The 25,562-nt window shown below is 72.3% G+C and carries 19 protein-coding genes; 3 read left to right on the forward strand and 16 right to left on the reverse strand.

What is annotated here, in order from left to right:
* On the forward strand, positions 1-342 hold a 342-nt coding region (locus IH54_RS0130905; RefSeq protein WP_031523205.1), incomplete at its 5' end, for a GTP-binding protein.
* Positions 343-450: 108 nt separating this feature from the next.
* Here the strand turns inward: IH54_RS0130905 and IH54_RS0130910 are convergent.
* The 10 genes from IH54_RS0130910 to IH54_RS0130960 all read right to left on the reverse strand — a co-directional run bounded on the left by IH54_RS0130910 (position 451) and on the right by IH54_RS0130960 (position 12,871).
* Positions 451-666, reverse strand: a complete 216-nt coding sequence (locus tag IH54_RS0130910; protein WP_031523208.1) for an acyl-CoA carboxylase subunit epsilon — start codon at positions 664-666, stop codon at positions 451-453.
* A gap of 69 nt (positions 667-735) precedes the next feature.
* Positions 736-2,319 (reverse strand): acyl-CoA carboxylase subunit beta, encoded by a 1,584-nt coding sequence (locus IH54_RS0130915; RefSeq protein ID WP_031523210.1) that lies wholly within the window; start codon positions 2,317-2,319, stop codon positions 736-738.
* 170 nt (positions 2,320-2,489) lie between these two features.
* The gene (locus IH54_RS0130920; protein ID WP_234344078.1) at positions 2,490-3,383 is read right to left on the reverse strand and encodes an HpcH/HpaI aldolase/citrate lyase family protein; all 894 of its coding nucleotides are present in this window, start codon (positions 3,381-3,383) and stop codon (positions 2,490-2,492) included.
* A complete protein-coding gene (locus tag IH54_RS0130925; protein WP_031523214.1) occupies positions 3,383-4,441 on the reverse strand; it encodes an HpcH/HpaI aldolase/citrate lyase family protein in 1,059 nt (352 codons plus the stop codon). The genes IH54_RS0130920 and IH54_RS0130925 overlap by 1 nt, the downstream gene beginning before the upstream one ends.
* Positions 4,442-4,638: 197 nt before the next feature.
* A complete protein-coding gene (locus tag IH54_RS0130930) occupies positions 4,639-5,148 on the reverse strand; it encodes a hypothetical protein (protein WP_031523216.1) in 510 nt (169 codons plus the stop codon).
* Between the two features lie 170 nt (positions 5,149-5,318).
* On the reverse strand, positions 5,319-6,929 hold the full coding sequence (gene cimA, locus IH54_RS0130935) for a citramalate synthase (RefSeq protein WP_031523221.1): 1,611 nt from the start codon (positions 6,927-6,929) through the stop codon (positions 5,319-5,321).
* 517 nt (positions 6,930-7,446) lie between these two features.
* On the reverse strand, positions 7,447-8,535 hold the full coding sequence (locus tag IH54_RS0130940) for a branched-chain amino acid aminotransferase (protein ID WP_031523223.1): 1,089 nt from the start codon (positions 8,533-8,535) through the stop codon (positions 7,447-7,449).
* A gap of 153 nt (positions 8,536-8,688) precedes the next feature.
* On the reverse strand, positions 8,689-9,732 hold the full coding sequence (locus IH54_RS0130945) for a 3-isopropylmalate dehydrogenase (RefSeq protein WP_031523225.1): 1,044 nt from the start codon (positions 9,730-9,732) through the stop codon (positions 8,689-8,691).
* A 542-nt stretch (positions 9,733-10,274) separates the two neighbouring features.
* Positions 10,275-11,906: an L-glutamate gamma-semialdehyde dehydrogenase gene (gene pruA / locus IH54_RS0130955; RefSeq protein ID WP_031523227.1), complete on the reverse strand. Its 1,632-nt coding sequence runs from the start codon at positions 11,904-11,906 to the stop codon at positions 10,275-10,277.
* A 29-nt stretch (positions 11,907-11,935) separates the two neighbouring features.
* The gene (locus tag IH54_RS0130960) at positions 11,936-12,871 is read right to left on the reverse strand and encodes a proline dehydrogenase family protein (protein ID WP_031523229.1); all 936 of its coding nucleotides are present in this window, start codon (positions 12,869-12,871) and stop codon (positions 11,936-11,938) included.
* A 136-nt stretch (positions 12,872-13,007) separates the two neighbouring features.
* Here IH54_RS0130960 and IH54_RS0130965 point away from each other — a divergent pair, with 136 nt between their 5' ends.
* Positions 13,008-14,192, forward strand: a complete 1,185-nt coding sequence (locus IH54_RS0130965; RefSeq protein WP_199923492.1) for a PucR family transcriptional regulator — start codon at positions 13,008-13,010, stop codon at positions 14,190-14,192.
* 80 nt (positions 14,193-14,272) lie between these two features.
* Here the strand turns inward: IH54_RS0130965 and serA are convergent, their stop codons facing one another.
* From serA to IH54_RS0130995, 6 genes are all read right to left on the reverse strand, one after another.
* On the reverse strand, positions 14,273-15,865 hold the full coding sequence (gene serA / locus IH54_RS0130970) for a phosphoglycerate dehydrogenase (protein ID WP_031523231.1): 1,593 nt from the start codon (positions 15,863-15,865) through the stop codon (positions 14,273-14,275).
* A gap of 306 nt (positions 15,866-16,171) precedes the next feature.
* Positions 16,172-17,170, reverse strand: coding sequence for a ketol-acid reductoisomerase (gene ilvC / locus IH54_RS0130975; protein WP_031523233.1), 999 nt, complete (start codon positions 17,168-17,170; stop codon positions 16,172-16,174).
* 110 nt (positions 17,171-17,280) lie between these two features.
* Positions 17,281-17,808, reverse strand: coding sequence for an acetolactate synthase small subunit (gene ilvN / locus IH54_RS0130980; protein WP_031523235.1), 528 nt, complete (start codon positions 17,806-17,808; stop codon positions 17,281-17,283).
* Positions 17,809-17,843: 35 nt separating this feature from the next.
* A complete protein-coding gene (locus tag IH54_RS0130985; RefSeq protein WP_031523237.1) occupies positions 17,844-19,718 on the reverse strand; it encodes an acetolactate synthase large subunit in 1,875 nt (624 codons plus the stop codon).
* Between the two features lie 219 nt (positions 19,719-19,937).
* Positions 19,938-22,787 (reverse strand): putative bifunctional diguanylate cyclase/phosphodiesterase, encoded by a 2,850-nt coding sequence (locus IH54_RS0130990; RefSeq protein ID WP_031523239.1) that lies wholly within the window; start codon positions 22,785-22,787, stop codon positions 19,938-19,940.
* A 331-nt stretch (positions 22,788-23,118) separates the two neighbouring features.
* Positions 23,119-24,087, reverse strand: a complete 969-nt coding sequence (locus tag IH54_RS0130995) for a 2-hydroxyacid dehydrogenase (protein WP_031523241.1) — start codon at positions 24,085-24,087, stop codon at positions 23,119-23,121.
* Positions 24,088-24,196: 109 nt separating this feature from the next.
* Between IH54_RS0130995 and IH54_RS0131000 the strand changes: the two genes are divergently transcribed.
* Entirely contained in the window at positions 24,197-25,450 is a 1,254-nt protein-coding gene (locus IH54_RS0131000) for a PQQ-dependent sugar dehydrogenase (protein WP_078862661.1), read from the forward strand.
* The last annotated feature ends 112 nt before the right edge of the window (positions 25,451-25,562 follow it).

Genomic DNA, 25,562 nt, shown 5'->3' on the forward strand with positions numbered 1-25,562 from the left:
GACCTGATCCTCTACCTGTTCGGCACCCCCGGCCAGGACCGCTTCTGGTTCATGTGGGACGACCTGGTACGCGGCGCGATCGGCGCCGTCGTCCTCGTCGACACCAGGCGGCTGGCCGACTGCTTCCCCGCCGTCGACTACTTCGAGAACAGCGGCCTGCCCTTCGTCATCGCCCTCAACGGCTTCGACGGGCACCAGCCCTACAACCCCGAAGAGGTCCGCGAGGCGCTGCAGATCGGCCCCGAGGCACCCATCATCACCACCGACGCCCGGCACCGCGCCGAGGCCAAGAGCGCCCTCATCACCCTGGTCGAGCACGCCCTGCTGGCACGCCTGCGCTGAGCGCGGCACCGGCACCGGCACCGGCACCGGCACCGAGACGCGAGAGGGCCCCGCAACCGATCGGTTGCGGGGCCCTCTCGCGTACTGCGCTCGGCGCGCGGGGCGTGCTCAGCCCTGCCAGGAGTGCGGGGCGCGGAAGCCCGGGGTGCGCTCCAGCCGGCGCCAGCCGGCGGTGGAGCGGGCGGGACGGCCGGGGGCGGCGTCGCCGCCGGCCGCGGCCCGGGCGAGCAGGATCGCGGTGATCGCGGCCAGCTCCTCGGGGGCGACATGGCCCTTCTCGACGCGCACGAGGGAATCGGCGGGAGTGCTCACAGTGGTCTCCATGGGTACTGGCTACCGGGGTGGTTGCGGTTGCCGGGTGGCAGGTTCGCGGGTGTGCGGCTGCGGTGCGGGCTACTGCGGCGGGTTGCCGTGCTTGCGCGAGGGTAGATCCGCGTGCTTGGTGCGGAGCATGGCCAGCGAGCTGATCAGCACCTCGCGGGTCTCCGTCGGGTCGATGACGTCGTCCACCAGGCCGCGTTCGGCGGCGTAGTAGGGATGCATCAGCTCGGCCTTGTACTCCTTGACCATCGCCGCGCGCATGGCCTCGGGGTCGTCGGCGCCGGCGATCTGCCGGCGGAAGATGACGTTGGCCGCGCCCTCGGCGCCCATCACCGCGATCTCGTTGGTCGGCCACGCGTAGGTCAGGTCGGCGCCGATGGACTGGCTGTCCATCACGATGTACGCACCGCCGTAGGCCTTGCGCAGGATCAGCGAGATCCTCGGCACGGTGGCGTTGCAGTAGGCGTACAGCAGCTTGGCACCGTGCCTGATGATCCCACCGTGCTCCTGGGCGACGCCCGGGAGGAAGCCGGGGACGTCCAACAGGGTGATGATGGGGATGTTGAAGGCGTCGCACATCTGCACGAAGCGGGCCGACTTCTCGGACGCCTCGATGTCCAGCACGCCGGCGAGCGAGGCGGGCTGGTTGGCGACGATGCCGACCACCTGGCCGTCGAGCCGGGTCAGGGCGCAGATGATGTTGGTGGCCCAGCGCTCGTGGACCTCCAGGTACTCGCCGTCGTCGACGATCTCCTCGATGACCTTGTGCATGTCGTACGAGCGGTTCGCGTCGGCGGGCACCAGGTCGAGCAGCGCCTCGCTGCGCCGGTCGGAGGGGTCCTGGCTCTCGACGGCCGGCGGGTTCTCCCGGTTGTTCTGCGGCAGCAGCGAGAGCAGGTAGCGCACCTCCTCCAGGCAGGTCTGCTCGTCGTCGTACGCGAAGTGCGCCACGCCGGAGACCGCGGAGTGGACGTCGGCGCCGCCCAGGCCGTTCTGGGTGATCTGCTCGCCGGTGACGGCCTGGACCACGTCCGGGCCGGTGATGAACATCTGCGAGGTCTCGCGGACCATGAACACGAAGTCGGTGAGCGCCGGGGAGTACGCGGCGCCGCCCGCGCACGGGCCGAGCATCACGCTGATCTGCGGGATGACACCGGACGCGCGGGTGTTGCGCTGGAAGATGCCGCCGTAGCCGGCGAGCGCGGAGACGCCCTCCTGGATACGGGCGCCGGCGCCGTCGTTGAGCGAGATCAGCGGGGCGCCGGCCGCGATGGCCATGTCCATGATCTTGTGGATCTTGGTGGCGTGCGCCTCACCGAGCGCGCCGCCGAAGATCCGGAAGTCGTGTGCGTAGACGAAGACCGTCCGGCCGTGGACCGTGCCCCAGCCGGTGATCACGCCATCGGTGTAGGGGCGCTTCTCCTCCAGCCCGAAGCCCGTCGCGCGGTGCCGCCGCAGCGGCTCCACCTCGCGGAAGGTGCCCTCGTCGAGCAGCAGGTCGATCCGCTCGCGGGCGGTGAGCTTGCCCTTGGCGCGCTGTGCCTCGGTCGCCTTCTCACTGGGTCCGGCGACGACCTGGGCGCGGATGGCGAGGAGCTCGGCCACCCGCCCCCGGGTGTCGGTCACCTCTGCGGGCACCTCTTCCGATGTGGTCATGCAACGACAGTACGAGCCGACGGCCGAGAAATGGGCCATCGACTTCGTACAGTGTCCGTCGCCGCTTCATGGCGGAACCCCACAGACAGGCCTCGGCGGCGGCATTCCGCCGGGAGCTGCGGGGCCCGCGGATCGCGCGCGCCCCGCCCCGGTCGCCCGGCCCGTACGGGTCAGCGGCCCTCGACCGCGGCGGCCAGCGCGAGCAGCCGACGGGCCTCTTCGACATGCAGGTTCTCGATCATCCTGCCGTCCACGGTGACCACCCCGCGGCCCTGTGACGTGGCCTGATCGAAGGCCTCGACGATACGCCGGGCCCTTTCCACGTCCGCACCGGCCGGCGCGAAGATCCGGTTGCAGGGGTCGATCTGCTTCGGGTGGATGAGGGTCTTGCCGTCGAAGCCGAACTGGCGGGCTTGGAGGGTTTCCGCTTCGAATCCGGGCAGATCCGTGACGTCGTTGTAGACACCGTCCAAGATGGCCTTGCCCTCGGCGCGGGCCGCGAGCAGCGCGAGGGAGAGCGCCCCGAGCAGCGGGGCGCGGCCCGGCACGTGCTCGGCGTGCAGTTCCTTGGCGAGGTCGTTGGTGCCCATGACCAGCACGGTCAGCCGCTCGGAGGCGGCGGCGACCGCGCGGGCGGCGAACATCGCCGCCGGGGTCTCGACCATCGCCCACACCGCGGTGCGGTCCGGGGCTCCGGCCGCCTCCAGCGCGGCGGCCACGGCGCGGACGGTGCCGGGGTCGTCGACCTTGGGCACCACGACGGCGTCCGGCCCGGCCTCGGCGGCGGCCCGCAGGTCGTCGGCGTGCCACGGGGTGCCGGGCGCGTTGACCCGTACGGTGACCTCACGGTGGCCGAAGCCGCCGGCCGCGACGGCGGCGGCGACCCGCTCGCGGGCGGCGGGCTTGGCGTCGGGGGCGACGGAGTCCTCCAGGTCGAGGATCAGCGCGTCGGCGGGCAGGGTGCGGGCCTTCTCCAGGGCGCGCTCGTTGGCGCCGGGCATGTACAGGACGGAGCGGCGGGGGCGCGGGGCGGTCATGGGGGCGGCGGCGGTGGGCGCGGTCATCACAGGCCCGCCTTCTCGGCGGCCGCGTAGGACGCAGCCAGCTCGGGGTCGCGCGCGGCGAGCGCGTCGGCGAGTTCGGCGACCACCCGGCACTGCTTGTAGGTGGCGTCGTCCTGCATCTTGCCGTCGATCATGACGGCCCCGGTGCCGTCGCCCATCGCGTCGATCACCCGCCGGGCCCAGGCGACGTCGGCCGGGGCCGGCGAGAAGACCCGCTTGGCGACGTCGATCTGCACCGGGTGCAGCGTCCACGCGCCGACGCAGCCGAGCAGGAAGGCGTTGCGGAACTGGTCCTCGCACGCCGTGAGGTCCTGGATGTCGCCGAAGGGGCCGTAGTAGGGAAGGATGCCGTGCGCGGCGCAGGCGTCCACCATGCGGGCGATGGTGTAGTGCCACAGGTCCTGCTGGTGGGTGACCCGGGGCGCGTCCCCCTGGGGGTCCTCGCGGACCAGGTAGCCGGGGTGGCCGCCGCCGACCCGGGTGGTCTTCATCCGGCGGCTCGCGGCCAGGTCGGCGGGGCCGAGCGAGATGCCCTGCATGCGGGGACTGGCGCCGGCGATCTCCTCGACGTTGGCGACGCCGGCGGCGGTCTCCAGGATCGCGTGCACCAGCAGCGGCCGGTCCAGGCCCGCTCGGGCCTCCAGCTGGGCGAGCAGCCGGTCCACGTAGTGGATGTCCTGGGGGCCCTCCACCTTGGGCACCATCACCACGTCGAGCCGGTCGCCGACCTCGGTGACCAGGGTGACCAGGTCGTCCAGCGCCCAGGGCGAGTCCAGGCTGTTGATCCGGGTCCACAGCTGGGTGCCGCCGAGGTCGGCCTGCCGGGCGACGGAGACCAGCCCCGCACGGGCGGCCTCCTTGCGGTCGGCGGGGACGGCGTCCTCCAGGTTGCCGAGCAGCACGTCCACCCGCGCGGCGAGGGCGGGCACCTTGGCGGCCATCTTCTCGTTGCCTGGGTCGAAGAAGTGGATCATCCGCGAGGGCCGCAGCGGCACCTCGCGCAGGGGGGCCGGCGCCCCCACGGCCAGCGGGCGGAAGAAGTCCTTCGCCGAGCGCATGCGTTCTCCCGGTGGGTCGGGTCGAGGGTTCGCCGCTCACCCTATGGCCGCCGGGCCGCGGAGGTTACCCGTCAGTATGTGTGCTGTTGGTCACCGGACGTCAGGTCCGCCGACCCCATGGTGCGCGATCGCCCCGTCCCCACCGGGCACTGACGCGCGCGGGGCGGGCCGCCGCCGGACGGCCCGCCCCGCCGGCGTCAGCAGCCGCAGGTGTAGTACAGGGCGTCCCAGTGGGTGCCCTCGTCCGCGTAGATGTTGCCGGAGGCGGCCTGCCACTGCGGGTAGCCGTCGCCGCGCAGGCCGATGTAGCTGAAGGCGTTGTGCACGTAGTTGTTGATGCAGGTGTTCTTGCTGTAGTCGAGCTTGTAGCCGTTCCAGTGCGAGTAGGTGCCGCTGGCGTGGCCGGTCTCGGTGCCACCGGTGATGTTGAGGGCGCAGCCGCTCGCGTGCTTGAGGGTGACGGCGCCCTGGGCGGTGGCCTGGTTGAGGCCGTCGAAGGAGGTGCAGGTCGACACGTTGCGGTTGGAACAGCCGCCGGACGAGGACCAGGTGATACCGGCGGCCGAGAACATGGCCGTGGCCTGGGCCTGGGTGAGCTTGGTGACCGCGAAGGCGTCGGTGGACGCGGTCACGCCGACGCCGGGGGCGAAGAGCGCGGTGGCGACGAGGGTGAGGGCGCTCATCGCGGTACGGGCACGCAGTCGCATACGTTCCTCCTGCTGGTTCGGCTGGGACGGAAGTGCGTCGAAGTGGTGCGGGTGGTGCAGCAGGAGTGTGCCCGAGGTCTACGCGCGTCGCCATACCTTTGAAGTGAACATGTCGTTACTGAGCCCCGGCGGGCATGATCCCGCCGGGGCCCGGCTTCCGTACGCGGTGGTCACTCCTGCGGTTCGAGGCCCGCCCGCAGCAGCCCGTAGGCGTAGGCGTCGTCCAGCGCCTGCCAGCTCGCGGCGATGACGTTGTCCGCGACGCCGACCGAGGACCATTCGGACTCGCCGTCGGTGGTGGTGATCAGCACCCGGGTCGTGGAGTCGGTGCCGCGGGTGCCCTCCAGGATGCGGACCTTGTAGTCGACGAGCGAGAAGTCGGCGAGCTTGGGGTAGATCCGCTCCAGCGCGTTCAGCAGCGCCCGGTCCAGCGCGTTGACCGGGCCGTTGCCCTCGGCGGTCGCGACGATCCGCTCCCCCTTGGCCCACAGCTTGACCGTCGCCTCGTTGGCGTGCACACCGTCGGGGCGGTCCTCGGTGATGACCCGCCAGGACTCGGTACGGAAGAAGCGCCGCGGGCCGCCGTCCGTGTCGCGGTCCATCTCGCCGCGCAGCAGCAGCGCGAAGGACGCGTCTGCCGCCTCGAACGTGTAGCCCTGCAGCTCGCGCTCCTTGACGCGGGCGACCACCCGGCCGACCAGCTCGCGGTCCTCGCCGAGGTCGATGCCCAGCTCGCGGCCCTTGAGCTCGATCGAGGCGCGGCCGGCCATGTCGGACACCAGCATCCGCATGGTGTTGCCGACCAGCTCGGGGTCGATGTGCTGGTAGAGGTCCGGGTCCACCTTGATCGCCGAGGCGTGCAGGCCAGCCTTGTGCGCGAACGCCGACACCCCGACGTACGGCTGGTGCGTGGACGGCGGCAGGTTGACGGTCTCGGCGATGGCGTGCGAGATGCTGGTCATCTTCGCCAGCGCGCCCTCCGGCAGCACCCGGCGGCCGTGCTTGAGCTCCAGCGCGGCGACGACCGGGAAGAGGTTGGCGTTGCCGACCCGCTCGCCGTAGCCGTTGGCGGTGCACTGCACGTGCGTGGCGCCCGCGTCGACCGCGGCCAGCGTGTTGGCGACCGCGCAGCCGCCGTCGTCCTGCGCGTGGATGCCGAGCCGCGCGCCGGTGTCCGCGAGCACCAGGCCTGTCACGGCCTGCACCTGCGCGGGCAGCATCCCGCCGTTGGTGTCGCACAGCACCACCACGGAGGCGCCCGCCTCGTGCGCGGCCCGTACGACCGCGGTGGCATACTCGGCGTTGGCGCGGTAGCCGTCGAAGAAGTGCTCGCAGTCCACGAACACCCTGCGGCCCTGCGCCACCAGGTGCGAGACGGTGTCGGCGACCATCGCCAGGTTCTCGTCCAGCGTGGTGCGCAGCGCCAGCTCGACGTGCCGGTCGTGCGACTTGGCGACCAGCGTGATCACCGGTGCCCCCGAGTCGAGCAGCGCCTTGACCTGCGCGTCGTCCGCGGCCTTCCCGCCGGCCCGGCGGGTCGCGCCGAACGCCACCAGCGTGGCGTGTTTGAGGTCCAGCTCCTGGGCGGCGCGAGCGAAGAACTCCGTGTCCCGTGGGTTCGCCCCGGGCCAGCCGCCCTCGATGAAGCCCACCCCGAACTCGTCCAGGTGCCGGGCGATCGTCAGCTTGTCGGCGACGGTGAGGTTGATCCCCTCACGCTGGGCGCCGTCGCGCAGCGTGGTGTCGAACACGTGGAAGCTGTCGTGCGGTGCGGCAGTCATGGCTTGAGTAACTCCTGTCGGGTGGTGAGTGGGTTACCGCCCGAGGCTCCGGCCTCGGGCGGATCCAGCTCCACTTGCCCCCATCATCCCCCGTGCGTTTCCGCCTCCGGCGCGGGTGGTCCGGAAACGAAAAAACCTCTCGCGGATGCGAGAGGTCTGCACGCGGGTCTGGGACACGGTGGCGTTCCACTGGGGTCAGGGCAACGTCACTGCGGACCGGCGTGCTTGCTGCCAATAATGACGGCGAGATGCACGCGGTCAGTGTCGCACACCCCCCCGCCCCACGGGACGGGGTCTCACGATGCGAGCGGAGCGCCCTGAAGGGGCGCGGGGAACTGCGCGAGCAACCACCCAGCGGCCGGTGGTCCGGATCGGACCGAAGAGACCCCTTGGGTCGGTGACGACCCGCGCCCCGGTGGGGGCTGGGGGCACCTCCCAGGCGAAGCTCTGGGGAGCGCAGTTCCCCGCGCCCCTCAAAACGCTCACCGCCCTGCTCGGCAGGGGCACCGTCGAGCGCTCACGCGCCGAGTGGATGCATCCAGCCGTGGGGGTCCGGGGCCTGGCCCGTCTGGATGTCGAGGAGGGCCGCCCGCAGCCGCATGGTGACCTCGCCCGGGGTCCCGTCGGCGACGAGCCAGTTCGCCCGGGTGGACTTCACCGAGCCGACCGGCGTGATGACCGCGGCCGTGCCGCAGGCGAACACCTCCGTGAGGGTGCCGTCCTCCGTGCGGGCGCGCCAGTCGTCGACGCTGATGCGGCCCTCGGCCACCTCGTAGCCGAGGTCCGCGGCGATGCGCAGCAGCGAGTCGCGGGTGATGCCGGGGAGCAGGGAGCCGCTCAGCTCGGGGGTGACGATGCGGTTGCCGTACACGAAGTACAGGTTCATCCCGCCCATCTCCTCGATCCAGCGGCGCTCGATCGCGTCGAGCCACACGACCTGGTCGCAGCCGTGCTCGATGGCCTGGGCCTGGGCGACGAGCGAGGCCGCGTAGTTGCCGCCGGTCTTGGCGGCGCCGGTGCCGCCGGGCGCGGCGCGGACGTACTCCTCGGAGAGCCAGACGGAGACGGGCTGGACACCGCCGGAGAAGTACGCCCCGGCCGGGGAGGCGATGACGACGAAGAGGTACTCGTTGGCCGGGCGGACGCCGAGGCCGACCTCGGTGGCGAACATGAAGGGCCGCAGGTAGAGCGAGGCCTCACCGGCGCTGGGGACCCAGCCGCGGTCCTGCCGGACCAGCACGTCGCAGGCCTCGATGAAGGTCTCGACCGGCAGCTCGGGCATGGCGAGGCGGCGGGCCGAGGCCCGGAAGCGCTCGGCGTTGGCCTCCGGGCGGAAGGTGGCGACGGACCCGTCGGGCTGCCGGTAGGCCTTGAGGCCCTCGAAGATGGTCTGCGCGTAGTGCAGCGTCATGTTCGCGGGCTCGATCGACAGCGGCGCGTACGGCACGAGCTGCGCGTCGTGCCAGCCGCGGCCCTCGGTCCACTTGATGGTGACCATGTGGTCGGTGAAGTGGCGGCCGAAGCCGGGGTCGGCCAGGATCGCCTCGCGCTGGGCGACGGGCAGCGGGTGGGCGGACGGCTTCAGCTCGATCGTGGGCGTCGTCATGATGTGTGTCCTTCAGGTGCGTCGTGTTCTGCTGCCGTGTCCCGCTGCCACCTGTGGCGCCCGAGTGCTAGGACGTCCAAGTTCTAGGCCGTAACGCGGCCCCGCCTCCGATTATCGCAGTGGCGGGGCCGGGTACCTACCGCTGGTGCGCGGTCAGCCGGAAACCCGGGCGGCCAGCGCGTCGCCGATCTCGACGGTGGACCGGGCGGGCTTGCCGGTGCGCTCGGCGAGGTCGGCCTGGACCGCGGTGTCGATCCGGTCGGCCTCCGCGTCGTAGCCGAGGTGGCGCAGCAGCAGCGCCACGGACAGCACGGTCGCGGTCGGGTCGGCCTTGGACTGGCCGGCGATGTCCGGGGCCGAGCCGTGGACCGGCTCGAACATCGACGGGAATTCCCGGCCGGGGTTGATGTTGCCGCTCGCGGCGACGCCGATGCCGCCGGAGACGGCCGCGGCGAGGTCGGTGATGATGTCGCCGAAGAGGTTGTCGGTGACGATGACGTCGAACCGCTCGGGCTGGGTGACCAGGAAGATGGTCGCGGCGTCGACGTGCAGGTAGTCGGTGCTGACCTCGGGGTACTCGCGGCCGACCTGCTCGAAGATCCGGGTCCACAGGTGGCCGGCGTGCACCAGCACGTTGTTCTTGTGCACCAGCGTGAGCTTCTTGCGCGGGCGGGCCTGCGCGCGCTCGTACGCGTCGCGCACCACGCGCTCGATGCCGAACGCGGTGTTGAGGCTGACCTCGGTGGCGACCTCCTGCGGGGTGCCGACGCGGATCGCCCCGCCGTTGCCGGTGTAGGGGCCCTCGGTGCCCTCGCGGACGACGACGAAGTCGATCTGCGGGCTGCCCGCGAGGGGGGTGCCGACGCCCGGGTAGAGCTTGCTCGGGCGCAGGTTCACATGGTGGTCGAAGGCGAAGCGCAGCTTGAGCAGGAAGCCGCGCTCCAGCACGCCCGAGGGCACGGACGGGTCGCCGATGGCGCCCAGCAGGATCGCGTCGTGCTGCTTGAGCTGCTCCAGGTCCTCGTCGGTGAGGGTCTGCCCGGTGGCGTGGTAGCGCTTGGCGCCGAAGTCGAACTCCTTCGTCTCCAGCTTGGTGTCGGAGGGAAGGACGGCGGAGAGAACCTTGAGGCCCTCGGCGACCACTTCCTGGCCGATTCCGTCACCGGGGATCACTGCGAGGCTGAGGCTTCGAGACATGTCCGGCACCGTACTCCCCATCCCAGCCGGTGACATCCGATGTCCGCATGTCGGACATCGGCGGCCTGTGGCCCGGTCAGGGGCGCGAGGCCGCGGGAGGAGGCGGCGACGGGGGCTGAGACGCGGGCGGGCTCAGTGGTTCTCGTGGCCGGTGCTGCCGCCGTTGTCACGGCGGTCCAGGCTGCGCTGGAGGGCACGCAGGGCGTTCTGGCGGGCGGTGTCGTCCATGAGGGATCAACTCCTGGGGAAAGCGGGGAAAACGGGCGGAGGTGCCGCGGTGATTCCGTGGAGGAAGCGGAACGGGGCGGGGGTCCGGCCGCGGGGGTGACCCGCACAGGAGGCCTGGTGGACGCGCGTCCGCCGCTCGCCGGATGGGCGAGACGTTCAGCTCCTACAAAGCTAGGGCAGCCTGCTCGTCCTGTCGCCACAATTACTCGGACTTCCTACTATCTGAGACGGACGATCACCCGTTCGCGGACCTCTGCGGTCGCGAACGGGTGATCGTCCGAGGTCGGCCCGGGTGAGCCCGGTGGCGCCGCCCGTCAGCCCATGTGCGGGTAGCGGTAGTCCGTGGGCGGCACCAGGGTCTCCTTGATGGCCCGGGTGGACGTCCAGCGCATCAGGTTCTGCGCCGCGCCCGCCTTGTCGTTGGTGCCCGACGCCCGGCCGCCGCCGAAGGGCTGCTGGCCGACGACCGCGCCGGTCGACTTGTCGTTGACGTAGAAGTTGCCCGCCGCGTCCCGCAGCCGCTCCATCGTGTACGTCACCGCGGCCCGGTCCCGCGCGACGACCGACCCGGTCAGCGCGTAGTCGGCCACCGACTCCATCTGCTCCAGCATCGCGTCGTACGCGTCGTCCTCGTAGACGTACACGCCCAGCACGGGCCCGAAGTACTCCTGGGTGAAGACCTCGTTGTCCGGGTCGGTGCAGACGAGCACGGTCGGGCGGACGAACCAGCCCACCGAGTCGTCGTACGTGCCGCCCGCGACGACCTCGATCGTCGGGTCGGCCTTGGCGCGGTCGATGGCGGCCTTGTTCTTGGCGAAGGACCGCTCGTCGATGAGGGCGCCCACGAAGTTGGACAGGTCGGTGACGTCGCCCATCGTGATGCCGTCGACCTCGGCCGCGAAGTCCTCCTTGAAGCCGGACTCCCAGATCGAGCGCGGGATGTACGCGCGCGAGGTCGCCGAGCACTTCTGGCCCTGGTACTCGAAGGCGCCGCGGGTCAGCGCGGTCTTGAGCACCGCCGGGTCGGCCGAGGGGTGGGCGACCAGGAAGTCCTTGCCGCCGGTCTCGCCGACGATCCGCGGGTAGGAGCGGTAGCGCGCGATGTTCTCGCCGACCGTGCGCCACAGGTGCTGGAAGGTCCGGGTGGAGCCGGTGAAGTGGATGCCCGCCAGCATCGGGTGCGGCAGCGCGGCCTCGGAGACCGCCAGGCCGTCGCCGGTCACCAGGTTGATGACGCCGTCGGGCAGGCCCGCCTCCCGCAGCACCCGCATGACCTGCACGGCCGAGTGGGTCTGGGTGGGCGAGGGCTTCCACACCACGACGTTGCCCATGAGGGCGGGCGCGGTGGGCAGGTTGCCGGCGATGGCGGTGAAGTTGAAGGGCGTGATCGCGTAGACGAAGCCCTCCAGCGGGCGGTGGTCCAGCCGGTTCCACACGCCGGGCGCGTTCGCCACCGGCTGCTCGGCGAGGATCTGCCGGGCGTAGTGGACGTTGAAGCGCCAGAAGTCGACCAGCTCGCAGGGGCTGTCGATCTCGGCCTGCTGCACGGTCTTGGACTGGCCGAGCATGGTGGAGGCGACCAGCGTCTCGCGCCACGGCCCGGACATCAGCTCGGCGGCGCGCAGGAAGACCGCGGCGCGCTCGTCGAAGGGCAGCGCCCGCCAGGCCGGGGCGGCGGCCAGCGCGGCGTCGATCGCGTCGCGCGCGTCGGCCTCGGTGGCGTTGGCGTAGGTGCCCAGCACCTGGCCGTGGTTGTGCGGCTGGACGACGTCGAAGCGCTCGCCGCCGCCCATCCGCTCGACGCCGCCGATGGTCATCGGCAGCTCGGCGCGGTGCGCGGCGAGCTCCTTGAGCTTGGCCTCGAGACGGGCCCGCTCGGGGCTGCCGGGGGCGTAGGTGTGCACCGGCTCGTTGACCGGGGCGGGGACCTGGGTCACGGCGTCCATGGGGGATGTCTCCTTGGAGGGTCGGGCCGTCAGCGGCCGGCGGCGGGGGCGAAGGAGCGCAGGAAGAAGGCCAGATTGGCGGGGCGCTCGGCGAGGCGGCGCATGAAGTAGCCGTACCAGTCTGCGCCGTACGGCACGTAGATCCGCATACGCTCGCCTTCGTCCGCGAGCCGCCGCTGCTCGGCGGTGCGGATGCCGTAGAGCATCTGGAATTCGTACGTTCCGGGCGCCCGGCCGTAGCGGGCGGCGAACTCCTGCGCGATGGCGATCATGCGCGGGTCGTGCGAGCCGACCATCGGGTAGCCGTCGCCGGCGAAGAGCGTGCGCAGCGCGCGGACGTAGGCCTTGTCGACGTCCCGCTTGCTCTGGAAGGCGACCCGGGCGGGCTCCTTGTAGGCGCCCTTGACCAGCCGTACCCGGGAGCCGGCGACGGCGAGCGCGCGGGCGTCCTCCTCGGTGCGGAACAGGTACGACTGGAGGACCGCGCCGGTGCCCGGGTGCTCCTTGCGCAGCTCGGCGAGGATGGCGAGCGTGGAGTCCACGGTGGTGTGGTCCTCCATGTCGAGCGTCACCGTGGTGCCGGACCCGGAGGCCAGCTCGGCGACCGCCCGGACGTTTTCGAGCGCGATGTCGTGCCCGCCGTCGGGGAGCGCCTGGCCGAAGGCGGAGAGCTTGACCGACACCTCGGCGCGGTCGCCGAGCCGCTCGTCGCGCAGCGTCTCCAGCAGCCTCAGGTAGGCGTCGCGGGTCGCGGTGGCGGTGGCCCTGTCGGTGACGTCCTCGCCGAGGTGGTCGAGGGTGACCTCGAGACCGCTCGCGGTGAGGGCGCGGACGGTGTCGAGGGCGGGGTGCAGGGCGTCACCGGCGACGAACCGGTTCACCACCGGGCGGGTGACGGGCGCGGCGGCGACGACGCGGCGCATACGGTCGCTGCGCGAGGCGGCGAGCAACACGGGACCGAACACGGGGTGTCCTCCAGAACACGGCCGGAACAGCGGAATCGTCGGCGGACAGGCTCCGACACCGTGAATCTAGGCTTCTCCCCCGGGCCGGGCCATCGACACCTGTCACGCATCGCCCCGCCGTCCCTCATACAGATGTATGAGGGACAATGGCCGGGTGCGAGCTGAGTACGGGGACCACAGCGACCTCCAGGACCTGGTCGACGAGGTGTCGGCGCTGCTCGGCGCCCCTGCCACGCTGGAGGACCGGGATTTCCGGCTGATCGCCTTCGGGGTGCACGACAGCGACGACGCCGCGGCGCTCGACCCGGTCCGCACCCGCTCCATCCTGACCCGGCACTCCACCGCCGAGGTGCGCGCCTGGTTCGAGCGGTACGGCATCGCACACGCCTCGGGACCGGTCCGCATCCCCGCCGCCCCCGACGCGGGAGTGGTGCGCGGGCGGCTGTGCCTGCCGGTGCGGCACGCCGGGTTCGTCTACGGCTACGTGTGGCTGCTGGACGAGGCCGAGCACTCCCCCGCACAGCTGTCGGCCGCGATGGGGGTGGCCGGCCGGATGGGCGAGCGGCTCGCCGCGATGTCGCTGGCCGGGGCCGAGACCGGGCGGGCGCTGCGCGGGCTGCTGGCCGCCGCAACCCGCGTCGACCGGGACACCGCGGAGGACGCGCTGCGGCTGGCCCTGGACCGCGACGCGGACGAGCCGCACGCGCTGGTGTGCGTGCGCGCGCCCGCCGGGGAGTCGCCGGGCACGCTGCCGGGGCTGCGCACCATCCCGGCGGGGGCGGCGCTGGCCCGGGTGCCGGAGCGGGGGCGCGGCGAGCTGGTCGCGCTGCTGGTGCGGCTGCGCTCCCGGCAGGTGCTGGGCCCGGCCCGTACCGCCGCGGCCCGGCTGCTGGACGCGATGGGCTCGGCCGGCGCGGTCGCCGGGATCGGCGCGGCGCGCGGCGCGCTCGGCGAGCTGCCCGCGGCCTGGCGGGAGGCCACGTCGGCGGCGCGGGCCGCGCACGCGCAAGGAGAGCTGGGCCCGATCGCGAAGTGGTCGACGCTGGGCCCCTACCGGCTGCTCACCGCCCTGCCCTCCGGGGCGCCGCCGGACCCCGCGGTCGCGCCGCTGCTCACCGCGGACCACCAGGACCTGGCGCACACCGCCGAGGTCTTCCTCGACCACGCGGGCCAGGCCGGGCGTACGGCCACCGCGCTGGCCATCCACCGGCAGACGCTGTACTACCGGCTCTCCCGGATCGAGCAGCTCACCGGTCTCGACCTCGCGGACGGCGAGGCCCGGCTGCTGCTGCACATGGCGCTCAAGGCCGCCCGGCTCTGACGCCCGTCCGCACAGCGCTCCGGCGCCGCCCCCTCGGTGCGAGGGGAGCGGCGCCGGTGCCGTACCGGGGTCGGACCGGGTCAGTCCGTCAGGTTGACCGCGCGGGCCGAGGTGGCGCCGATCTCGCCGGCGATGTCGGTGAGCACGCCCGCCGGGATCGTCGAGTCGACGGTGAGGGCCACCAGCGCGTCGCCGCCGGCGGTCGAACGGGCGACCTGCATGCCGGCGATGTTGACGCCGACCTCGCCGAGGATACGGCCGATGGTGCCGACGACGCCGGGGCGGTCGGTGTAGCGCAGGAAGGCCATGTGGTCGGCGAGCGCGAGGTCCACGTCGTTGTCGTCGACCGCGACGATCTTCTGCAGGTGCTTGGGGCCGGCCAGCGTGCCGGACACCGCCACCGCGGTGCCGTCGGCGAGCGTGCCGCGCACGGTCACCACGTTGCGGTGGTTGGGCGACTCCGAGCTGGTGGTCAGCCGCACCTCGACACCGCGCTCCTGCGCGAACAGCGGCGCGTTGACGTAGCTCACGGTCTCGGCGACGACGTCCTCGAAGACGCCCTTGAGCGCGCTCAGTTCGAGGATCTTCACGTCGTGCTGGGTGACCTCGCCGTAGACCTCGACGTCGAGCCGGGCGGCGACCTCGCCGGCCAGCGCGGTGAAGATCCGGCCGAGCTTCTCGGCCAGCGGCAGCGCGGGCTTGACGTCCTCGGCGATGACACCGCCCTGGACGTTGACCGCGTCCGGGACCAGCTCGCCGGCCAGCGCCAGCCGCACCGACTTCGCGACGGCGATACCCGCCTTCTCCTGGGCCTCGTCGGTGGACGCGCCCAGGTGCGGGGTGGCCACGACGTTGTCGAACTGGAAGAGCGGCGAGTCGGTGCACGGCTCCTTCGAAAAGACGTCCAGGCCCGCGCCCGCGACCCGGCCCTCCTTGAGCGCCGAGGCCAGCGCCTCCTCGTCGACGATGCCGCCGCGGGCGGCGTTGACGATCCGCACCGAGGGCTTGACCTTGTGCAGCGCCTCGTCGCCGATGAGGCCGAGGGTCTCCGGCGTCTTGGGCAGGTGCACGGTGATGAAGTCGGACTGCTCCAGCAGCTCGTCCAGCGTCAGCAGCTTGACGCCCATCTGGGCGGCGCGCGCGGGCTGCACGTAGGGGTCGTACGCCACGACGTTCATCCCGAAGGCCGACATGCGCTGCGCCACCAGGACGCCGATGCGGCCGAGGCCCACCACGCCGAGGGTCTTCTCGCTCAGCTCGACGCCGGTGTACTTGTTGCGCTTCCACTCGCCGTTCTTCAGCGCGGCGTTGGCCGGCGCGATGTTGCGGGCGGTGGCGATCAGCAGGCCGCAGGCCAGCTCGGCGGCGGTCACGATGTTGGAGGTCGGCGCGTTGACGACCATCACGCCGGCTTTGGTGGCGGCGGCGACGTCGACGTTGTCCAGGCCGACCCCGGCCCGGGCGACGACCCGGAGTTTGCGGGCGGCGGCGATGGCCTCGGCGTCCACCTTGGTGGCGCTGCGGATCAGGATCGCGTCCACGTCGGCGATGGCGGGAAGCAGTTCGGCTCGGTCGGCACCGTTGCAGTGCCGGATCTCGAAGTCCGGCCCGAGCGCGTCCACCGTGGCCGGCGACAGCTCTTCTGCGATGAGTACGACAGGCTTCTGGCTCACGTGGTCCTCACTTGTCCTTCGTGGGCGGCCGAGTCCCGTACGACCGCTACCAGGGAGGTTTCGGGGGGCTTGCCGCGTGGAAGACGCACGACGCTGTGAGCCTGAACGCGCTTGTCGGAGCAGTGTATCGGCGGGGCGAATCCGCGCCTTCGCCGAAATGGAAGGATCACCCGGAGGGGTTGCGTCGCTTCGTACAAAGTGCGTACCAGATGGCGGTCAGCCACCGGTGCACGGTGCACACGGCACCGTGCGGACGCCACGGAGCGACGCAACCCGGGTGCGCGGCGGGCCGCCGCGCGGGAGGCCTTACGCCTCGTCGTCCACCCAGCTCATGAGCTTGCGCAGCTTCTTGCCGGTGGTCTCCAGCAGGTGGTCCTCGTCGGCCTTCTTGTACTCGTTGTACTTCGGCAGGCCGGCGTTGTACTCGGCGATCCAGTTGTTGGCGAAGGTGCCGTCCTGGATCTCGGCGAGGACCTTCTTCATCTCCGCCTTGGTGGCGTCGGTGATAATGCGGGGGCCGGTGACGTAGTCGCCCCACTCGGCGGTCTCGGAGACCGACCAGCGCATCTTCTCCAGGCCGCCCTCGTACATCAGGTCCACGATGAGCTTGAGCTCGTGCAGGCACTCGAAGTACGCGATCTCCGGCTGGTAGCCGGCCTCGACCAGGGTCTCGAAGCCCGCCTTGACCAGCGCGGAGGTGCCGCCGCACAGCACCGCCTGCTCGCCGAAGAGGTCGGTCTCGGTCTCCTCGGTGAAGGTGGTCTTGATGACGCCGGCGCGGGTGCCGCCGATGCCCTTGGCGTACGACAGCGCGAGCGCGAAGCCCTTGCCGGTCGCGTCCTGCTCGACGGCCGCGATGCACGGGACGCCGCGGCCCTCCTCGTACTGGCGGCGCACCAGGTGGCCCGGGCCCTTGGGGGCGACCATGCACACGTCGACGCCGGCCGGCGGCTTGATGAAGCCGTAGCGGATGTTGAGGCCGTGGCCGAAGAACAGGGCGTCGCCGTCCTTGAGGTTGTCCTTGATGGACTCCTCGTAGACCTTGGCCTGGATCGGGTCCGGCACCAGGATCATGATGACGTCGGCCTCGGCGGCGGCCTCGGCGACCGGCAGCACCTTCAGGCCCTGCTCCTCGGCAACCGTCTTCGACTTCGAGCCCTCGTGCAGGCCGACGCGCACGTCCACACCCGAGTCACGCAGCGACAGCGCGTGGGCGTGGCCCTGGCTGCCGTAGCCGATGACCGCGACCTTGCGGCCCTGGATGATGGACAGGTCGGCGTCGTCGTCGTAGAACAGCTCGGCCACTTGGGGTTCTCCTTGTTTCGGGTTGTGCGGCCCACCGTACGTCGGGCGGGCGGATACGGGTTTTCGGGTCTCGCCATGCGGATCGGCGAGCGCGGGCGGGGCGTACGGCGTTATGCCGAGCGGTCCAGCGCGCGCAGCGAGCGGTCGGTGATGGACCGGGCCCCGCGCCCGATGGCGATGGTGCCGGACTGGACCAGCTCCTTGATGCCGAACGGCTCCAGCATCTTGAGCATGGCCTCCAGCTTGCCGGCGGATCCGGTGGCCTCGACGGTGACCGCCTCGGGCGAGACGTCCACGGTCTTGGCGCGGAAGAGCTGGACGATCTCCACGATCTGGGAGCGCGTCTCGTTGTCGGCGCGCACCTTCACCAGGACGAGTTCGCGTGCGACCGCCGCGGCAGGGTCCAGCTCGACGATCTTCAGCACGTTGACCAGCTTGTTGAGCTGCTTCGTCACCTGTTCCAGCGGCAGTTCGTCGATGACGTTGACGACGATGGTGATCCGGGAGATGTCCGGGTGCTCGGTGGTGCCGACGGCGAGGGAGTCGATGTTGAAGCCGCGGCGGGAGAACAGCGCGGTGATCCTGGCCAGGACGCCGGGCTTGTTCTCCACCAGGACGGAGAGCGTGTGCTTGGACATTTGTTCGTGCTTCCTTCTCTCGCTCTTCCGCGCGGTCAGTCGTCGAGGTCGTCGCTGAAATCGGGACGCACGTCGCGCGCCGCCATGATCTCGTCGTTGGAGGTGCCGGCCGCGACCATGGGCCAGACCATGGCGTCCTCGTGGACGATGAAGTCGACGACGACGGGCCGGTCGTTGATGGCGTTGGCCTCGGCGATGACCTTGTCGAGGTCGTCGGCGGACTCGCAGCGCAGGCCCACGCAGCCCATCGCGTCGGCCAGCTTCACGAAGTCCGGGACGCGGGTGCCGCGGTTGGTGATGGAGCCGACGCCCTGGGTGGAGCCGGGGACGTTCTCGGCGCCGGAGTGCAGCACGGTGTTGGAGAACCGCTCGCCGTAGAAGAGGTTCTGCCACTGGCGGACCATGCCCAGCGCGCCGTTGTTGATGACGGCGACCTTGATCGGGATGCCGTTGAGCGCGCAGGTGACCAGTTCCTGGTTGGTCATCTGGAAGCAGCCGTCGCCGTCGATCGCCCACACGGTGGCGTCCGGGCGGCCGGCCTTGGCGCCCATCGCGGCCGGGACGGCGTAGCCCATGGTGCCGGCGCCGCCGGAGTTGAACCAGGTGCCCGGGTGCTCGTACTTGATGAACTGCGCGGCCCACATCTGGTGCTGGCCGACGCCCGCGGCGAAGAGGGTGCCCTCCGGGGCGAGCTGCCCGATCCGCTCGATGACCTGCTGCGGGGCGAGGCTGCCGTCCGCGGGGACGTCGTAGCCGAGCGGGTAGGTGTTCCGCCAGAAGTTCAGGTGGTTCCACCACTCCGAGTAGTCGCCCTTGTGGCCGGACTCGTGCTCGGCCTGGACGGCCACGATCAGGTCGGCCAGCACCTCGCGGGCGTCGCCGACGATCGGCACGTCGGCGATCCGGTTCTTGGAGATCTCGGCCGGGTCGATGTCGGCGTGCACGACCTTGGCGTTGGGCGCGAAGGTGTCCAGCCGGCCGGTGACGCGGTCGTCGAAGCGGGCGCCGAGCGCGACGATCAGGTCCGACTTCTGCAGCGCGGTGACCGCCGAGACGTCGCCGTGCATGCCGGGCATGCCGACGTGCTGCGGGTGGCTGTCCGGGAAGGCGCCGAGCGCCATCAGGGTCGTGGTGACCGGGGCGCCGGTCAGCTCGGCGAGGATCTTCAGCTCCGCGGTGGCGTGCGCCTTGACCACGCCGCCGCCGACGTAGAAGACCGGGCGGCGGGACTCGTTGATCAGCCGGGCGGCCTCGCGGATCTGCTTGGCGTGCGGCTTGGTCACCGGGCGGTAGCCGGGCAGGTCCTGCTGCGGCGGCCAGGAGAAGGTCGTCTGGTTCTGCAGCGCGTCCTTGGCGATGTCGACCAGGACCGGGCCGGGGCGGCCGGTGGAGGCGATGTGGAAGGCCTCGGCGATGGTGTGCGGGATGTCGGCGGGGTCGGTCACCAGGAAGTTGTGCTTGGTGACCGGCATGGTGATGCCGCAGATGTCCGCTTCCTGGAAGGCGTCGGTGCCGATGGACTTCGACGCGACCTGGCCGGTGATGGCGACGATCGGCACCGAGTCCATGTGCGCGTCGGCGATCGGCGTGACCAGGTTGGTCGCGCCCGGGCCCGAGGTCGCCATGCACACCCCGACCCGGCCGGTGGCCTGCGCGTAGCCGGTGGCCGCGTGCCCTGCCCCCTGCTCGTGCCGGACCAGGACGTGGCGGACCTTGGAGGAGTCCATCAGCGGGTCGTACGCCGGCAGGATCGCACCGCCCGGGATGCCGAACACGGTGTCGACGCCTACGGCCTCAAGGGAGCGGATGAGCGCCTGCGCACCCGTCATGCGCTCGGCGGGGGCAGCGGCGGGAACCGCGGTGCGGGTCCGCGGCTGCGGATGGTGGGACCCGGTGGCCTGCTCGGTCATCTGCGTTCTCTTCTCTCGAAGATGAGGGTGGTGAAGTGGGGGCGGTGGGCTCGTCGGCCGGTCGCCGGACAACAAAAAACCCCTCGTGCCGTGAGGCAAGCGAGGGGAGCGCGCCGGTGCGAGTGCGAGGCGTAGATGCCTCGGTCAGCCGACGCGCTTTCCAAGTACGAGAATTCGGGTGCGCATGGCTTCGACCTTCCTCCGGCCCCCCGGGGGGTGTCAAGCCGGTGGGACACGCGTCTCACTATGTGATCGGCAGGACGGTAGCTGCACGGCGCGCCGGCTGACCTGCTCACGTGCGGTTTCCTGGGGTACGGGGCGGGCGCCGTCGGGGCCGCCGTGGCGGTCCGGATCACCCGGCAGGGGGTATCCGCCGCGGGTCAGCGAGCCGCGCAGCCGGTGCTCGTCCAGCAGCCCGGAGAAGGCCATGCCCTGGCCCTGGCCGCAGCCCATCTCGCGCAGCGCGTGCACCTGCTCCGGGCGGTCCACCCCGTCGGCGACGGTGCGCACCCCGAGGTCGGTGGCCATCCGCAGCAGCCCGCGGGTGATCGTCCGCAGCCGCGAGGAGTCGGCCATGCCCTCGACGAAGACCCGGTCGAGCTTGACGGCGTCCACCGGGAGGGTGCGCAGCGCGCCGAGCGCGGCGTGGCCGGTCCCGAAGCCGCCGAGCGCGATCCGCACACCGGTGCGGCGCAGCTGGCGCAGCCGCCGCTCCAGCTCGTCCAGCGCCACGCCGGGGGCACCGCCGGTCAGCTCCACGACCAGGGCGCCGGGCGGCAGCCCGTACCGCTCCAGCAGGCCCTCGACGGTGCCGGGCGGCAGGTCGCGGTGCAGCAGCCGCAGCGCGGACAGCTTGACGGTGACGGGCACCCGGTGGCCGGCGCCGTACCGCAGCGCGGCCTGGGCGACCGCCTGTTCCAGCTGCCAGCGTCCCAGCTCCGCGGTGCGGTCGGTGTCCTCGGCGGCCTGGAGGAATTCGGCGGGGGTGAAGAGGATGCCCTGCGAGGAGCGCCAGCGCGCCTGCGCCTCGACGCCGGCGATCCGGCCGCAGGACAGCTCCACGACCGGCTGGTGCAGCAGGGTGAACTCGCCGTCGTCCAGCGCCTGGTGCAGCCGGGTCGCCATCTCGGTGCGGCGTACGGCGGCGGCCCGCAGCTGCGGGGCGTACACCTCGACGCGGCCCTTGCCGGCCTGCTTGGCGCGGTACATCGCCAGGTCGGCGTCGCGCATCAGCTCGCCCGCGGAGCCGCCGGGCTCGCCGAAGGCGATGCCGATGCTGGCGCCGACCCGCACCTCGCCGCCGTCCACCCGGTAGGGCTCGCACAGCGCGGCGCGCAGCCGCTCGGCGATCTCGGCGGCCTGCTCCTCGTCGGCGCCGCACACCAGGACGGCGAACTCGTCGCCGCCGAGCCGGGCGGCGGTGTCGCCGGCCCGCAGCGCGCCCTGGAGCCGGCGGGCGGCCTGGGTGAGCAGGTGGTCGCCGGCCTGGTGGCCGATGGAGTCGTTGACACCCTTGAAACCGTCGAGGTCGACGTACAGGACCGCGGCCCGCTCGTCCCCCGGGCGGCGGCCGGCCAGCGCCTTGCCGACCCGGTCCAGGAAGAGCGATCGGTTGGGCAGGTCGGTGAGCGGGTCGTGGGAGGCGTTGTGCTGCAGCTGGGCCTGCAGGCGGACGCGCTCGGTGACGTCGCGGCTGTTGAAGATGAGGCCGCCCTGGTAGCGGGTGACGCTGGACTCCACGTTGAGCCAGCCGTCCTCGCCGCCGTGCGGGCCGCCGCGGTGGCCGGAGCGGATGCGGCACTCGATGCGGGTGGCGGACTCCTCGCCGGGCGGGGCGGCGAGGAAGCGGCGCACCTCGTGCACGACCCGGCCGAGGTCGTCGGGGTGGATGTGGGCGGACAGCTCGGTGCCGACCATCTCCTCCGGATCACGCCCGTAGACGCCCGCGGAGGCGGGGCTGACGTAGCGCAGCACGCCGGTGGGGGCGGCGATCATGATGACGTCGCTCGACCCCTGGACCAGGGAGCGGAAGTGGTTCTCCTTCTGGGCCAGCTCCTGGGTCAGCGCGATGTTGTCCAGCAGCATGATGGCCTGCCGGACCACCAGGGCGAGGACCACGGTGCTGCCGGTGAGCAGCACGACCTTGTCGCACTTCTCGCCGGTGATCACGTCGTAGAGGATGCCGAGGGTGCAGACCGCCGCCGCGAGGTAGGGGGTGAGGGCGGCGAGCGAGCCCGTCACCCGGCGGGTGGTGACGCTCGGGCGCAGCAGCGGCAGCTCGTGGCGGCCGACCCAGGGGGCGTACGCCATGAGCATGCTGCCGGCGAACCAGCCGGCGTCCAGGATCTGGCCCGAGTGGTAGTGCTCGCGCAGCAGCGGCGAGGTGAACAGCGCGTCGCACAGCACCGTGAGCGCGAGCGCGGCCAGCGCGGTGTTGACGGCCGCGCGGTTGGCGGCGGAGCGGCGGAAGTGCAGGGCCAGGACCATGCTCACCAGCACGATGTCCAGCAGCGGATAGGCCAGCGACAGGGCGACCTTGGCGGTGCTCGGGCCGTCGTAGGTGGCGGCGCGGGCGAGCGCGAGGCTCCAGGACAGCGTGAGCAGCGAGCCGCCGATGAGCCAGGTGTCCAGGCCCAGGCAGATCCAGCCGGCCTTCGTCACCGGCCGCTTGGCGAGCACCAGCAGGCCGATCACGGCGGGCGGCGCGAAGAGCAGGAAGCAGAAGTCGGCGGCCGAGGTCTGCGGGACCGGGCGGCCGAGGACCACCTCGTACCACCCCCACACGGCATTGCCGAGGGCGGCCATCAGTGAGGACACCGCGAAGAGAACCCAGGCCGCCCGGTGGCCGGGGCCGCATCTGCGGGCGTACAGCAGCATCGAGACGGCGGCGGCCGCGGCGGCGGCCGACAGCCCGAAGTCGCCCATGAAGGCGGCCACCTCGCCGCTGCCCCAGCCGAGCACCGCCCCCGCGGTGTAGCCCGCGCACGCCAGGCTCAGCAGGAGCTGCGGCAGCAGGCCGCCGGCGGCGCGCGACCGGCTTCCGGCGAGCACCGCGCCGGTGGTGGTCACTTCGGTGTCCCGTACGCCGTGGCTGCCGGGCGCGCGGGACGCCGCCGGCGCGCGGGGCACAGCGGACGTCCGGCGCGCGGCCGGCCGGGTCGTGCGGTGCGCTGGGTGTGCCTGCCGGGGAACCGCCTCGGTCCGTCCATCGCCCGTCGCCCCCTCACTCGCTCGTCGTTCCCTCGCCGCGGTCGTCTGCTCCGCACGCGACGCCCCCGCTTCCGGACGATACACCAGAATCGTCACTCAGCGATAGGGTCTCTCTACTGAGCGTAACCACGAAGGGGTGGGCGTACACCCGCCGCAGTCGGCCGGTGCCGTTGCGCGGCGGGCGGCTCGCTCAGCCGGTCACGTGGACGACGTTCGCGAGGTCCTCCCCGCTTGCGAACCTGGCCAGTTGGGCGCGGATCAAACGCTGGGCCCGGGGCAGGAACGCCGATGTGCTGCCGCCAACGTGCGGGCTGATCAGGACGCCCGGCGCGTGCCACAGCGGGTGCCCGGCGGGCAGCGGCTCGGGGTCGGTGACGTCCAGGGCCGCCGTCAGCCGCCCCGCCCCGGTCTCGGCCAGCAGTGCGCCGGTGTCGACGACCGGGCCGCGCGCGACGTTCACCAGCAGCGCGCCGTCCCTCATCGCGGCGAGGAACTCCGCGCCCGCCAGGCCCCTGGTCTGCTCGGTCAGCGGGGTGGTGAGGACCACGACGTCGGCCCGCGGCAGCAGCGCGGGCAGGTCGGCCAGCGCGTGCACCGGTCCGCGCGCGGAGCCGCGGGCGCTGCGCGCGACCCGGGTGACCTCGACCTCGAAGGGCGCCAGCCGGTCCTCGACGGCGGCTCCTATCGCGCCGTAGCCGACGATCAGCACCCGGCGGTCGGCCAGTGCGGGATAGAAGCCGCCGTACCACTTCTCCTCGTCCTGGCCGCGGACGAACCGCGGGATGCCGCGCAGCGAGGCCAGGATCAGTGCGAGGGCCAGCTCCGCGGTGCTCGCCTCGTGCACCCCGCGCGCGTTGCACAGGCGCACGCCCGGCGCGAAGTGGTGCAGGTGCGGCGCGATGTGGTCCACCCCGGCGCTCAGGGTCTGGATGACGCGCACCGACGTCATGTGCGGCAGCGGCAGCGCGCCGGCGGTCGCTCCCTTCATGTAGGGCACGACGTAGAAGGCGGCCTCCGCGGGATCGGCGGGGAATTCCCCGGTGCCGTCCCAGTGGACGTAGTCGAAGGCGTCCGGCAGCCCCTCGATCTCCTCGGGCGGCAGGGACAGCCAGACCTGCGGCCGGGGGCCTGCGGCGGGGTCCTGGGTGATGTCGTTCATGGCCAGGAGGCTAGGGCACGCCCCGGCGGCCGGGAGCCCGGGCCGGTGGCGCCGTTCTGCGGGCGGCGCGGGCGGCCGTGTGCTTGGGTGGGGGACGGGACGGGGAAACATGATCACGGCGGACGATTGGCGAGGGCAGACGGTGAGCACAGGGCGTCGGGGCCGGGCGCGCGCGGTCGCGCGCGGGGCGGCGGTGGCGGCAGCGGCCGCGCTGCTGGCCGCGGGGTGCTCGGGCGGGGCCCCGCCGGGCCTGCAGAACCCCTCGGCGTCGCACTCCAAGGGCGCGCCGACCACGTCCACCGCCGCGACCACCGGTGCCGCGCCGAGCGCCTCGGCCACCCCGACCACGCCCGCCGCGGCCGCCACCGGCAGCGCCAAGGCCGACGCCACGGTCGCCACGAAGCTCGCCGCTCCCTGGGGTGTGGCCCAGCTCGCCGACGGCACGCTGCTCGTGGGCTCGCGCGACACCGGGAAGGTCTCCCTCGTCGACCCGGAGAAGGGCACGACCGTACTGGCCGGCACCGTCCCCGGCGTCACCCACACGCAGGGCGGCGAGAACGGCCTGCTCGGGCTCGCCCTCTCCCCCGACTTCGGCACGGACCACCTGGTCTACGCGTACTTCAGCACCGACTCCGACAACCGCATCGCGCGGATGCTGTACGACCCCGCGCGGTCGGCCGGCGACCAGCTCGGCGCCCCCGACACGATCCTGCGCGGCATCCCCACCGGCTCGATCCACAACGGCGGGCGGATCGCCTTCGGCCCCGACGGCATGCTGTACGCCGGGACCGGCGAGACCGGGGACCGCGGGCTCGCCCAGGACGTGTCGTCGCTCGGCGGCAAGATCCTGCGGATGACGCCCGACGGGCAGCCCGCGCCGGACAACCCCGTCCCCGGCTCCCTCGTCTACTCCCCCGGCCACCGCAACGTCCAGGGCCTCGCCTGGGACCCCGAAGGCCACCTGTGGGCCTCCGAGTTCGGCCAGGACACCTGGGACGAGCTCAACCTCATCGAGCCCGGCAAGAACTACGGCTGGCCCGTGGTGGAGGGCGTCGCGCATCGCGCGGGGTACGTGGACCCCGTCGCGCAGTGGCACACCGACGAGGCCTCGCCCAGCGGGATCGCCTACGCGGCGGGCTGTATCTGGATGGCCTCGCTCAAGGGCGAGCGGCTGTGGCGGATCCCGCTCGACGGAACGAAGGCGGCGGCCGCCCCGCAGGCGTTCTTCGTCAAGACGTACGGCCGCCTGCGGACGGTCGTGGCCGTCGACGACCACACCCTGCTCGTGACGACGAGCAACACGGACGGGCGCGGCACACCCGAGCCGGGCGACGACCGTATCCTCCGCGTTTCCGTGAGCTGAGCGTTTCCGCTCCTGCGGGGTGAACGTCCTCAGGAGCGCGTGGGGGCACCTTCCGGGCGAAGCCTGGGGGAGAACTGCGCGGCCGGCCCACCCTCGGCAGAAGGTCGCGGCG

The organism is Streptomyces sp. NRRL F-5123 (assembly GCF_000721495.1).
Taxonomy (GTDB): Bacteria; Actinomycetota; Actinomycetes; order Streptomycetales; family Streptomycetaceae; genus Actinacidiphila.